8 protein-coding genes and 1 pseudogene are annotated in these 13,389 nt (G+C 54.8%); 6 read left to right on the top strand and 3 right to left on the bottom strand.

The features are described from left to right. Window positions 1-1,921: BTAD domain-containing putative transcriptional regulator (locus EN925_RS05665; RefSeq protein ID WP_128336399.1), on the top strand; the 1,921-nt coding region annotated here is incomplete at its 5' end. 838 nt (window positions 1,922-2,759) lie between these two features. Then, the gene (locus EN925_RS05655) at window positions 2,760-3,446 is read left to right on the top strand and encodes a Crp/Fnr family transcriptional regulator (protein WP_127384860.1); all 687 of its coding nucleotides are present in this window, start codon (window positions 2,760-2,762) and stop codon (window positions 3,444-3,446) included. Between the two features lie 253 nt (window positions 3,447-3,699). Here EN925_RS05655 and EN925_RS05650 read toward each other — a convergent pair whose 3' ends face one another. Beyond that, on the bottom strand, window positions 3,700-3,969 hold the full coding sequence (locus EN925_RS05650) for a hypothetical protein (protein WP_127368700.1): 270 nt from the start codon (window positions 3,967-3,969) through the stop codon (window positions 3,700-3,702). Between the two features lie 669 nt (window positions 3,970-4,638). On the opposite strand from EN925_RS05650, the gene EN925_RS05645 reads away from it, so the two are divergent. Both EN925_RS05645 and EN925_RS05640 read left to right on the top strand, forming a co-directional pair. Beyond that, a complete protein-coding gene (locus tag EN925_RS05645) occupies window positions 4,639-6,798 on the top strand; it encodes a prolyl oligopeptidase family serine peptidase (RefSeq protein WP_164753612.1) in 2,160 nt (719 codons plus the stop codon). A gap of 48 nt (window positions 6,799-6,846) precedes the next feature. Beyond that, window positions 6,847-7,269, top strand: coding sequence for an SET domain-containing protein-lysine N-methyltransferase (locus EN925_RS05640; RefSeq protein WP_206632790.1), 423 nt, complete (start codon window positions 6,847-6,849; stop codon window positions 7,267-7,269). Window positions 7,270-7,311: 42 nt separating this feature from the next. On the opposite strand, the gene EN925_RS05635 is transcribed toward EN925_RS05640, so the two are convergent. Next, the gene (locus EN925_RS05635) at window positions 7,312-8,559 is read right to left on the bottom strand and encodes a hypothetical protein (protein WP_127368698.1); all 1,248 of its coding nucleotides are present in this window, start codon (window positions 8,557-8,559) and stop codon (window positions 7,312-7,314) included. Next, window positions 8,559-8,873 (bottom strand): hypothetical protein, encoded by a 315-nt coding sequence (locus tag EN925_RS05630; protein WP_127368697.1) that lies wholly within the window; start codon window positions 8,871-8,873, stop codon window positions 8,559-8,561. The genes EN925_RS05635 and EN925_RS05630 overlap by 1 nt, the downstream gene beginning before the upstream one ends. Before the next feature lie 775 nt (window positions 8,874-9,648). On the opposite strand from EN925_RS05630, the gene EN925_RS05625 reads away from it, so the two are divergent. Continuing rightward, window positions 9,649-12,591: an adenylate/guanylate cyclase domain-containing protein gene (locus EN925_RS05625; protein ID WP_127368696.1), complete on the top strand. Its 2,943-nt coding sequence runs from the start codon at window positions 9,649-9,651 to the stop codon at window positions 12,589-12,591. 385 nt (window positions 12,592-12,976) lie between these two features. After that, a pseudogene (locus EN925_RS05620) lies at window positions 12,977-13,389 on the top strand (transposase); the annotation flags it as partial.

Here is a 13,389-nt window from a genome sequence, read left to right as displayed (position 1 = left end):
AAATGAAACGGCCGGCCCGCTTCGGCTGACCGGGAAACGAGGGCCGGCAATCATCGCCTATCTGGCCCGGTGTCCGGGCATGGCGGCGACGCGGGAGAGGCTGGCTGACCTCCTATGGGGCGACAGCGACGCTGAACATTCGCGCAACAGCCTTCGGCAGGCCCTCAGTGTCCTGCGCCAGGATCTGGCGCGAGAGGGGGTGGATCTCATCCATTCCAGCGGTGAGTTGATCGCCCTGAGGCCAGAGCTGGTTCAAGTCGACGCGGAGAAGTTCGAAACGGGTCTCTCGGCCCGTTCCGCCCAGGAGCTGGCGAAGGCCTTGGCGAACTACACCGGGCCCTTCCTCGACGGGCTTTATTTGGGAAGCAATGCGTTCGATGACTGGATCACATCGGAACGCGACAGGCTGCTCGGCCGCGCGCTTGAGTCCTTCGAAAAACTGGCCCGTCTCGTCGACCCCGATGCCGGGCTGATCCTGGCCGATCGTATTCTGACCATGGAACCGACACGGGAAGAATCCTATCGGCTCAAGATGGAATTGCTGCTCGCATGTGGCCAACGCGACAGGGCAATCAGGACATACGAAGCCTGCAGAAGCATGCTGAAGAAGGAGTTCGGCGTCGAAGCCGGCCCTGAAACGCGGGCGCTTTGGCAATCTCTGTTGCTTGCCGCCGACGACGCTTCAAATGTGCAGTCGACAAATGGTGTTCCGTCCAGCCAGCGCCTTGGGCGTCCGTCCATCAGCGTTGCCGACTTCGTTAATCTGACCGGAAAGCAAGGCGACGACTTTTTCGCCAAGGGCCTTGTCCAGGACATCACGACAGCCCTCTCCGGAGTGGCCGACTATGTCGTGCTCGCCGCGCTTCCGTCCGAGAAGAGCGGCCCAGGCGAAGAAGCCAAGACACCAGGGATACTCCGGGCGCGATATATGCTCAGCGGCAGCGTCCAGAGATCCGGCAATGGGTTGAGGGTGAATGTCCAGCTCGTCGATGCCGCCGGCGGCCACCATGTCTGGGCCCAGAAGTTCGACGGCCACTCCGAGAACGCGCTCGAATTCCAGGACAGGATCGCACAGTCTGTTGTTCTTGCCGTGATCCTCGAACTTCAACTGACCAACTGGAAGGTTCGAGACAAAAGCCCGCCAGGGATCCCTGAAGTGCGCAGGCTGGTGAACGAAGCCCTCATGAAATATTTTGAGATGACTCGGGACTCACTTTTGGTCGGGATAGAGCTCGCCGAGAAGGCCTTTTCGATAGGTCCCGACAACGCCCGTGCAAAGCGGACGCTCTCAATCGTAATATCCATGGGCGTGGCGTTTGGTGCGCTGCCTCGGGAGCGTGGGGTGATCGAGCGTGCGGTCGAGCTTGCGGAAGCCGCAGTGCGGGCGGTACCGGACGATGAAATTGCCCGATGTATTCTGTCGTTCGCTCTCGAAAGTTGCGGTCGCATCGACGAGGCGATCGCCGAATGCCGCCACGCGATCAGCCTCAACCCAAGCTACCCGACTGGCCACGGCGATATTTCGATGCTCTTTGCGTTGCGCGGACAGGTCGACGAAGCGGTGCGTGAGGCCAACGAAGCAATCCGGCTCGGAACGCACGATGTCATTGACTTCTGGCGCCACCACGGCCTGGTTGTGGCGCTCTTCGCTGGCGGAGACAACCAGCGGGCGCTCGAAGCCGCCCGCAAAGTGGTCAGGACAAAGCCTGGCTTCGTTCGCGGCGCCCTTTATTGGGCCGCGACCGCGTCGGCCACCGGAAACAACGAAGAAGCGTCCCGGGCCATCCACCATTGCCTGTCACAACTTCCGCATCTCAATCTGAGCAACGTCTGCCCTGGCTTTGTGCCGCGCTATGTAAAGGATCATCATCATTCCCGGTTCCTTGAGATGCTGTCGAGGGCTGGCCTTCCCAGTTCCTAGCCACATCGTTGGCGCAGACACCGTCATACGAAGCTGGAGGGTTCCGTCCTCCGCCCAGGCATCGAAAGCAGACGACGCGTTGGCAATTCCGGCCAGGTCGACCTATACGCTACCCTGCGATTGAGGTATTCGACGCCCCACGCCGTGGCGCCGGCCAGTCATCCGCCGATTTGCGGCTTGGGCCTATCATGGCGCGTGATAGAGCCCGTACGACGCGATCCAACCTGTCGAAGTTATGAAGCATGAAAGATTATCAAAGGTTTAGGATAGCCATAGCGCCCATGATGGACTGGCCGGATACCTGAACATAATCAACTGGTTACGGAACATTGTGTGCAAAAAACGCACAAGAAAGTTCTGCTTCTCTTCTTTTTTCGTTCCTACGAGGGAGCCGCCGGTAGCCCTTTCGGACGCTCTTCTGCCGACGATATTGACCGCCCCAATGCGAATGTTCGCCGGTGTATTCGTAAACCTCATTGTCCGCAGCGCCGTTCAGTCTGCTTGGGTTTCCTAGAAGCTTTTCGAACTTTCTGTCTTGCGGCTCCCGACGAGATCCGGGCCCTTCTGGAGGAGGTCGGGGTGTCCGGATCCGCTGTGGTGCAACCTTGATCCAAGCATTTATGGGGGTTCGAGTCGGTAGAGCGCTACATCGTGAGACCCACTATCGAGGAAGCGTCGTTCATCTTTCGGCGACGTTCAGCATAGGGCAGCGAACTCGATTGATGCGCTATGATGGAATCCGACACTCCTCCCAGGCGGCGAAATTTGGATGAACACCGGCCTTTGACGCGACTCTCTCTTGCCGTAGGTTACGCGATTGCGGAATTGGGGAATTAACATGGCTTTCGGCGGCGCGAACGACAGAAATGATCTGCCGCGCCTTGCACGGATTGATCCGCCGCTGTTCGATCTTCTTTTCAGCGGCTGCAAGGTCGAACGCTACGCGGCGGGCCAGCATCTGTTCGTCCAGGAAGATCCAGCCGATCGTATCTACGGGGTGATGAGCGGAACGGTGGAGATCTCGATCTATTCGCCGGGAGGCCAGAAGTTGGTGGCTAATATCGAGCTTTCGCGCAGCTTGGTCGGAGAGATCGGCGCGCTCGACGGGCGCCCGCGAACCGCAACCGCCATCTGCCTCACCGATTGCGATCTGGCCTCGGTAAGCCGGACTCAACTCTTTGATCGCATTGAAAAAAATCCACCTCTGGCACGCGCCATGATTGAACTGTTGTGCGCACGGCTGCGTTGGGTCAGCGGCGAACTCGGGGATCAGGCTTTCTTTGGCATCGAGGCCAGACTGGCGAAGCGACTGGTCTTTTTAGCAGGCGTCATAGCGGATGGATCAGGCTGGATACCGATCTCCCAGTCCGAACTGGGGGAATTCCTGGGCGCCACGCGAGAGTCCGTCAATAAGACGCTCAACGACTGGCGCAACCGTTCGATCATCGCAATCAAGCGTGGTGGCCTGCGAATAAGGAACGCCGGTGCTCTTCGTCACATCGCCGAGTCGCACGACGGCGACTGATGTCGCCTATTCACAAGAGGCGAGCGCGAGTATCGGCGCTGCGAAATCAGATTGTGCAATGAAGACCGGCTCCGGGTAAACAAATCGTCCTCCCGGCGCGGTGACGAAGCAAGATCACCTGTTCCCAGGATGGATCGGGTTCTGCCAGTGCTGTCGCGCGACCTATTGTCGGGTCCTACTAAAGTCCATAGGAATGTCGCGACCCGCTTTGGGAAGCGGAGCGGTGGCGCTAACCACCGCCCCTATCTGGATCTCAGTTCCGGCAATCCGGGCCCAGAGGGTCGTACTCTCTTGGGCTGACCCCTATGCACTTGGAGTTCGAAGCGCCACCCGCGATCCCGATCGATCCTGTCTGGAAGCCGTACGCTTCTTCAGAAGCCATTGAATGTTGACCCTTGAACTCACCCGGGGTTTCGAAGTCACCATTGTCGGCACGAAGGCTGTGGACGAAGGTGGAGTCGATCGCGAACGAAGGTGTCGTGAAGACCAGAAATGCAGACGCAGTCATAACGAGCTTATACATGTTTCTCTCCCTTGGTTGTTGGCACCACAAAAATCTGTGATGAGAACGGAATTGGCTTAGTCTCAAAGGCCAACTTCCTCTTTGGATTTTGATCTTTGCTATTTTACTAGATCTATCCGCAAGAGAGGCTAAATTGCCTGTTCTGACGTCTGTTGTACGCCGAGCGGAGAATTTGTATGTGAAGGAATTCACAAGGGGTTCCTAATATGGCCGAGCGCTTTATTGGGCAAACTTCCCGCCTTTAGGCTGAAGGCAACGCCAATAGCTTCCATGGCCCGCGACAGTGACACTCTATGGTTCCGCGAGAGCGCCATTGCTGCAATTCGATCCCCAGGTAGGATTGGCACGCCACACAAGCTCTTGATGAGGACGATATTTGCCGAGTTGGATCGTCTAGCCGGAGGCCCAGCCCTCGCGCCGCGGATCTACAGAGAACGAAGCGGCCCACGGGGTACGTTCGATCATCGACGAAGCTCACCAAACGAAGCTCACCACTTGCGAAATCCATCCACACGGCCGGCACCTGCTAGGTCGCACGCTATGGATGTCTCTAAAGTGGGGGCGTGAGGCGTCTCCAAGGTTCTCTGGGCATCAGATTTGGAGAAGCGTATATTCACCTTCGGACTTCTGTACGCGAACCAACTCGCGATTGGGCTAAGGAGAATGATCATGGGCGGAACGGGACCCTATGGTTTCAAGAAAAAAGCCTGTGCAGCTCTCGTGATATTGTTGACGCTATGTATGAAATTTGGATTCGCCGAGGATTTAAATTCAATTCGTATCAAGAAGTCGACGGTTACCTGTCCTGATAGGAACTTTGTGTCTAGTAATCACCGACGAAACGTCGGTATAGACGATTATGATTGCATGCAACCACCGACAGATTTACGAGTTACGGGGGATGGCAACTACATAGCGTTTGTACGTGCAAACAGGATTTCCGTAATTTCTTCGAGCGGCGAGCCGGTTTTAAATGAACCCGAGGTGAGTTGGTCCCCGCGCTGGGACTCTCAGGCCCACAAGCTGAGTTACCTACTCGTAGATAAAGATATGAACGTATATATCATTTATGTCGACATAGTCGGTTTGAATGCGTCTATATATGATCGGAAATACATCGGAAATTACTTTGGAGATCTAAATATCTCGCCTGACGGAAAGAGATTGCTATTTTCCGGAGCAAAATTAGCCACGGCCATAGACAAAGATATCAGGAGAAGGAATGCGAGCAACTCCTGCGGGTGTAGTCCTCAATGCTCGCAAGCGCACGCCATCTACAGCCTTCAATCGGATCAAGATTGCGGTCCAAGCACTGAGCCCAAGCCCATTGTAGTAAACGCAGTTCAATTCAAGGCGGACGGTGGCGGTTACGTATCAGAAAATTCGCAGGATCGTATCTTTACGCAAGTGCTCGAATCGGACGCTCTGGTTCAGCTTACTGGTGATACGCCAAATGGTAAGGCAGGTCTGAATGAAGACTCGGAGCCGGCCTGGTCTCCTGATGGGGGCCGCGTTGCGTTTATTCGTGAATACCCGAGTGAACTAAGATATCGCAGCGAAATCTGGATCACCTCGGCAAACGATGGAAAGGGTGGCTCTGCAATGCGCTTGACGCGCGGTTCGGCGGACAGGCGTTCCCCGGCATGGAGTAACGATGGAAAAAGCATAGCCTATCTATCAGCCGCCGAACGCCACGGTCCATACGCTGTCAAACGATTAGCTATAGTATCTGTCACCACTCGAAGAGAAATAATCCTCACGCACGGTTCTCGACAGAACGTACTGGCATTTCGCTTCTCGTACGACGGAAATTTTTTATACTATCTCTACGCAAGGTCGGGTGGTCAGTACCTCGCGCGTGTCTCACTTAAGACCTACAATTCTGAGGACGTGTTAAGCGGCGATCTCTTCATTACGAGTTTCGATGTGAATCATGACAACCAGCCTGTCGCGGTGATGAGCGCACTTAACACAGCCTCCGAAGTCTACGTTGTTCCATCTGCTGGAAAATTCGGTTCCGTTACAAATTTCTATGGAGCTTACCTAGATGGGATTAACGTGGCATCGAAGACTCACATGTCGGCGCGAGCTGCAGACGGGACAGCATTCGACATGTTCGTCACGAAGCCCGCGGATTTTGATCCGAAGCGGAAGTATCCGGCTATACTGAATATCCATGGGGGGCCTCAGGACGAGCAATTTCACTTCGGCTTTGATATCGTATCACAGCTCTATGCTGCGAGCGGCTTTATAGTGATCGAACCGAATCCGCCTGGTTCCCTCGGGCAACAACAGGTGGTTGTGTCTCGTATCTTCCGCAACTGGGGTTGCACCGCCAAACCTGCCGTTCTCTCTGCTCTTGATCAAGTGATAGCGCAAGGTCAAGTCGATCCGAAAAAGTTGTTCGTTACCGGCTATTCCTATGGAGGCTATATGACGAACTGCGTCATCGGGCGGGCGCCGACGAAGTTTCGCGCGGCAGCATCGGGGGCGGGCGGCAGTTTTGTCGCCGCCGATTTCGGGCCCGACATGTGGTTGAAATGGTATGTGTGGGAACTGGGGTCGCCTTGGCGCCATCGTCAATTCTACGATGCGGTTTCTCCAATTCACTTCGTGAACAGAGTGCGGACGCCAACAATATTTCTTAGTGGAGATGCGGATTGGAACGTCCCTATATACAACTCTGAGCTTATGTATCAGGCGCTTAAGCTGAACGGGATTGAAAGTCGACTGGTTGTATTTCCGGGTCAAAATCATACGAATTGGAGTACGGAACGGAGCCAGTATTACCATTCAACGGTGTTGGAATGGTTCAAGAAATACCGCTGATGCAAAGCTATTGTGCCGTGTCCCGACGCGATGGCGTATCGGTTATTCATGGCTGTCGGTGTTAGAATGAGAGCCAAATCAACCTTACGGCATAGCCACCAAGTCGAGATGAGGTGGGCAAAAGGAAAGGGGCGCGGCGGCGTCTATGCGCGCGAAGAGATCAAGAAAGGATCAGTTATTGAGGTGGTTCCTGTCATTATAATTCCGGTGGCAGAGGTACATGCCTGGAATTCTAACTTTGGATTATTTGACTACGTATTTAACTGGGAAGACGGAATAATGGCTATTGCTCTCGGATATGGGTCTCTTTACAACCATAGCTTTCTTCCGAATGCGAAATTCAGTATCGGGACGGAGCTCACTATTACATTCAGCGCTATTCGTCGTATTTGTGCCGGCGCTGAAATAACCATCAATTACAACGGGCCACCTCGTAGTCGCGCTGCAATGGATTTCACCGTTCTGGAATAAAACGGCAAAAAGGGAACCTTGATGCCGTGAGAGCGAAGTCCGTTACGGAACTCGATTGAAACGGTGTCGGGCCGTCGTCTGTTGCAAATGCTCCGGGATGGACTGTTTCCCAAGCTGAAACGCCAGAGGCACATTGTTCGAAAATGGCCAAGGCGCGGCTATATTGTCAGCGATATTCCGGAATCGCGGATCGGACCACAACATCGCCATTTGGCTCTGTGGCAAACGCCGGATCACATTTTGCGCCGCCAACTCAAGAAAGTCGTATCCAAGAGCCTGTCCTATAGCGAGATCGCAATCTCGCAGGCGTAAGATTGTTTTTTGTACGGCCAAAGCGATGTCGCCAATAAGCATTGCCTTGCTGCTTTTTCTGTCGAGCTTGGACCACAATGGGCCCCTATAGATCCAATCTGCTATCAGAGAAAGGCAGTTCGGCAGAGATACGTAAAAGCCGCCCACACCCACGTAATGTTCGAGCGTGATGACCTTATGCGTGAAGTTGGCTGGAAGAAACAGTGTGTCGTTGGGACCGACAATGCACCAACGCGCGCTCGGCATGGAAAGCCAAACCTTCATGTCGAACTGCGGACTCGTTGTCAGAAGCAAGCGCTCCACGTCCTGAAGGCCAGCTGCCAAGCCGGCGTACGTATCCCAGAAGATCCAGAGCTTCCTTCCCTCTAGGCAAAAGTTGCTGCTGTCAGGATCATCCGAATGAGAGTCTGTAACCATGCCTTCGGCACTGATGACGAAGCTAAACATCTCCTGGCTTCTTGCCTTGTCTGAAGCCTTGAGCAGCAAATTAAAACTGCTGAGCCTCGAAGGATCGATAAGCTCCTCCATAAATGTATTCCGGATGTATAAATCCGATATACCGAAGACTTCAGTCTGCTTTTGCCACAATTCAGCAATTTCGCATGGCCGAAGTTGCACCCTGCGCCCTTCGGCGCGCATCACAACGGAGTAGGTCGCCTCATCGCTGCTCTCGGCCATTCGTTTAACAATGCAGTGGGCGGCATCACGCAAGCCGAGCACATCGAGAGGAGACCTCACGGGTGAGGGATGGCCCACTAAAACCGCCGGTTCCCGGTTTGCCATCGCCTCGAACAGACGCTCTCTGGAATACTCTTGAGGCGGCACATACCGCGCCATCATGCGATCATAATCTATCCGGGACAGATCTATGCTGGGATCAAACGAGCCCGCCTTCGAGACGCTTTCCCACAACGCTTCTTGGTTCCCATCCCACACATTAATTCCCCGAAACGCCGCTGCGGAGCGCAGCGAGTGCATTAAGACACAAGTTCGTCGCCGGTGCCTGGATCACGCCTGTCCTGCGGCCGGGTAGGATTGCCGCCTTTTCCTTTACCCTTGCCGCCCTTGCCTTTACCCTTGCCGCGCTCGCCTTTGCCCTTGCTGCCCTTGCCTGCTAGCCGAACAGCCTCGGATGTGAGCGTGAGATCGAGGTTGCCACTTAACATCAACTCAAGGTCATGCAAGCGTGAGCTCATGGAGATGATTTGCTGCGCCTGTTTGCTGAGCAAGCTGCCCAGTCGATTGACTTCCGCAGTTACGCTCTCAATCGTTTTACCCTTACCGCCAGCCATCGCTTTCCTCCACCGAGATCTGATCAATACTTCCCCTGGTTTCGACATAGAATGAATAGCGCACTCTTAGTTGCGTCGATGCCGCGATAGAATACCAGTTGGCGCTTAATTCACCTCATGCATCCGGGAACCGCGGCCCATATCGCAACACGAGCATCAATACCGACCAACCGTAGCACCGGTAACACAGATGGATCAATCTTACAAAAGTGGACGAAGGCCGCCGCACGGCATTGAACTCGGATATCGACGTTTTCGGGATGGCGTTCGTTCTGATTGTATGGGCCGCGTTCACTCGGAGAATGCAGCGATGTTTAATGTCGCCGACAAGCCGCGACCGCGGCTGTTTTGGCCATTTTGCTAAGATCGAGGGGCTTGCGGGCGCTCTCGCAATGGTGACCATCGACGGCAAGACTCGCGCGGCAGCCACGATCGTTCCGAGGAGGTGCCGCGTTGCACCTTGGTGTCGGCCTTCGCCATGCGCGAGCGCGGCCGAGGGAAGCTGCCAACAGGAAACGATCCCGCTTTTTTGGATCGGCTTCCTGCCCCGTGTGGTTTGTATAGCGCTCTGATGATGATCGACACGTCATTGCCTGCCGACGCAACCCGAAGTCATTAGCCATCGAGAACTGTCTCCTCCGAGTCTCGACGCCACCTCCAACGAGGACCAATGCCGACAACGCAAATCCCATCGTCGATGATTTGAGTTGGCATGTATCCAAACGTTGAGCTAGCTTTCTGTCTCATGTTACGCGAGGTTTGACGACTTTACGAAATGGTAAGCGTTCCTCTCAATCAGCGTCGTGTCATCTCGATTGTCCACGTCGACATCGTTAACTCGACATCCTTCATAGAGGAGCGGGACCCCGAGCGAATTCGTGAGATCCTGCAGGCCTATTTTCGACGTTGCGATGCGCTCGTTGAAGGTTTTGGGGGAACGATAGGTCACCATACGGGCGATGGGTTTCAGGCTTTTTTTGGCTACCCCTCCGCATCCGAAGATTCGGCATTCATGGCTTTAAGTGCAGCAGTAGCGTTGCGGGAGATGCTGGAATCTTTGAGTTCCGTCGATCGATTCACTTGCAGACTGGGGGTCGCGACCGGGAAAGTGATAGTCGACGCCCCTTCCGACGGCGAGGGAAAGAAGGGTCTGATGGCGTTCGGCGCAACGGCTCACATGGCGGCTCGCCTCGAACAAGCCGGTCTTCCAGGCCAGATTCTCGTGGACGATTCGACAATGCGACTTTGCTCCTCGAAGTTCTCCTTTCGGTCGTCCGGGACGCTCAGTTTGAAGGGGTTCTCCCAGAGTTACACGGTCTGGGAAGCGCAACATCCACTTCCACATGCTTCACGCTTTGTTCCGCTGCATCTCAGCCCGTATGTCGGGCGAACCGAAGAGCTTAATCTGCTTAAAAGCCGCTTGAAGGCGGTCAGCGACGGCCACGGACAAGTGGTAACGATCGTCGGGGAGCCGGGCATTGGAAAATCTCGACTTGTCCATGAATTTGTCAGGGATCTGCCTAAATTGACGGTTGTAACCTTGAAATTTCAATGTGATAGCCAATATATTTCTACGCCGTTACATCCTTGGATCCATAGTGTAGAGCGTCTGGCGGGCATTGAGTACGCCGACGATTTTTCAGTTCGCGCAACGAAGCTACAAGCCTATTTGCGCAAGGTCCTCCTATTTGAGGACTCACTTGCAGAATATGTCTGCGAGTTAATTGGAGGGAGCCAAAGTTCTGTAGGTGACCGTCCGTCATCACAACGGCTAGCAGAGCTCCAATCACAGTTAATCCATATAATTCTGCAGGCGGCGAGCGCTTATGCATTGGTGCTTATTGTGGAAGATATCCAGTGGAGCGACGAATCAACGCTGGAAACCATCCAAAAACTAATTGATCTTATAGAAACTGAAAGAGTTTTTGTATTGTTGACAAGCAGACCGACGGTCAACCCGTTGCGTAGCGTGTCGATGACGCTCCTCTCCCTTACGCGCCTGGACTCGGAATCGACACGATATCTGATCTCAGAGTTGAGCAATCGCGGATCAGGGATATCAGATGCCATGCTAGAGCGGATTCAACGAGTCAGCAGCGGCAATCCGCTGTTTGTCGAGCAGTTGACGGAGCATTGTGTCGCTACAAGCGATTTGCGCGAGGTCCAGACACAAGGGAACGGAGCGTTGCCGATCCCAAACCCGCTCCATGGAATATTGATGGGGCGATTTGATACTTCGGGAGATTGCAAATCCGTCGCTCAGCTTGCATCAGTCCTGGGCGACCGCTTCAGCGAAAACATTCTCTCCGCAATCATGGGGGTCGAACTCGACTATGTGAAACGTCAGATCGAAACGCTGATTGAGCTGAGAATATTTCGCAGGGTGCGCAGCGAGGGGTTATATTCCTACGAGTTCTGCCACGCTCTTGTGCGCGACGCCATATATTCGAGCCTGCTCAAATCGGACTCGCAGCAAATGCATCGAACCATTGCAGAGCATTTGGTGATGCATTGGGATGGCATCGTTCCCGATGAAATAGTCGCCCACCACTATGAATGTGCCCACGACACCGTGAATGCCCTGCGCAAGTGGCTCTCGGCGGGCCGCCGAGCCTTACGGACTGGCGCCACTAGCGAGGCATCGGCGCTGCTCAGAAGAGCGCTTTCGCTGGCTGAGCAATCGCCCAACGAAGAGCCAATCCTGACCGATCTGCAGCTTATCTACTTATCGTACGGCGTCGCACTGAACGCGTCTCAAGGAATTGCAGCGAACCCACTTGCCTACATGGTGCGAGCTGAAGAGGTCAGCACGCGCCTTGGAAATGACAATGAAACGTTTGAAGCGCTTACTTGGCAGTTTGGTTTGCATTTCAATGCTGGCAACATCGTCCAATCGATCCGGCCGTCTGAAAAGATGAAAATATTGGCGGCAAAGGTCAATGATCAGATTGCAATGGCCAGTGCATGTCAGGGAATGGGAATGGCCGAATTCATGTTAGGTAACTTTCAAAACGCCCGAACCGAATTCGATCTGGCCTTGACAGTTGCGGCTGGCATGAAATCCGGCGTGCACTGCTTTCCCAGTATGACGCTTAGCTATCTTGCATGGACACTCCTGCTATTGGGCTTCGACAAGATGGCCACCGATAGTGCCGAGAACGCAGTTTTAAGCGCGCGAACCGAATCCTCCCACGCCCTGGCGACGGCTCTCAGCAACTGTTGCTATGTGTTCCAGTGCATGGGCCGAAGTGACAAGATATACGAACTGAATTCTGAGCTCGTCGAACACACACGGAAGTATGGAGAGCACATCTATCTGAGTCGCGCGAACATAATGCGAAACTGGGCGGACGCGACGAGCGGCAACGTCATTGGCGCGCTCGACGAGATGTCTAGCAACATTCAATTTTTAGTGCAGTCAAAGGAAGAGATTGAAACAACGTTCCTATATTCTTTACTAGCGCAGGCTCAGCTTAAGTTCGGAAATTACGACGACGCCAAGCGAAATCTCCATATCGCGTTGACCATCTCCGAGAAAAACCATGAAAGATTTTACCTAGCTGAAATCTACAGGCTGATGTTTGAGGCAGAGATCATGAAATCGTCCGACGTGGGCCGGGACGCGGGACTTCACTACCTGCAGCGCGCCAAAGAAACGGCATTGTCGCAGGGCGCTCGTTGGTGGCTCGCGAAAGAACATATGGATTGGGTCGCCTGAACCACCGGCTGGCGTCTGCGGGAAGCGGCGATTGCATTGTCGCTCCTTGCCGACAACACCGTTTCATATTGACGTAAATGCCGCGCGTGCAAGTGCCGCCGAAGAAGGCGAAGGCCGGTCGTGGACCTCGCCGCGGCCGGCCGATGCACATCAGTAAAGTTTGTCGCGCCATCACGATCGCCCGGGTTGCGAACTGGAAGTCGTCAAAGGTGCGGGCCGAGCTCCACAGAGCTCCGTCAAGAGGCTATCAAGGCCTCTCCGAGCTGGATATCCCTTCCATGACAAGGACATTCTCGTCACCGCCTGCGGCCGCAGCGCTCGTGACCTTGCCCCTCTGATCTAGTCCGGGTTGAAGTTGGTTCTGGCCCATCGAGAGGACCAGGACATGAAACGTAGCCGCTTCTCTGAAGAGCAGATCATCGGAATTTTGAAGGAACATGAGGCCGGGGTATCGGTTGCCGATCTGTGCCGCAAGCACGGGGTCAGCGACGCCTCGATCTACAACTGGAAGGCCCGCTTCGGCGGGATGGATGTCTCCGAGGCTCGGCGACTGAAGGCGCTGGAGGCCGAGAACGCGCGGCTGAAGCGGCTTCTGGCCGACGCCATGCTCGACAATGCCGCGTTGAGGTGACGCCCGCGGCCAAGCGGAAAGCTGTCGCTCGCCTGAAGGAAGGCTTCGGGATGAGCGAACGGCGGGCGTGTAAAGCCATCGGCTGTTGCCGCATGACGGTTCGCTACGAGACCAGCAGGCCGGACGACCGCGAGGTTCGCGAGCGGATGAAGGCGATCGCGCAGGAG

Origin of the sequence: Mesorhizobium sp. M7A.F.Ca.US.006.04.2.1 (genome assembly GCF_004022915.1) — a bacterium.
In the GTDB taxonomy this organism is placed as follows: domain Bacteria; phylum Pseudomonadota; class Alphaproteobacteria; order Rhizobiales; family Rhizobiaceae; genus Mesorhizobium; species Mesorhizobium ciceri.
The sequence above is the reverse complement of the archived record's forward strand: the minus strand, read 5'-3'. Positions and strand labels throughout refer to the sequence as shown.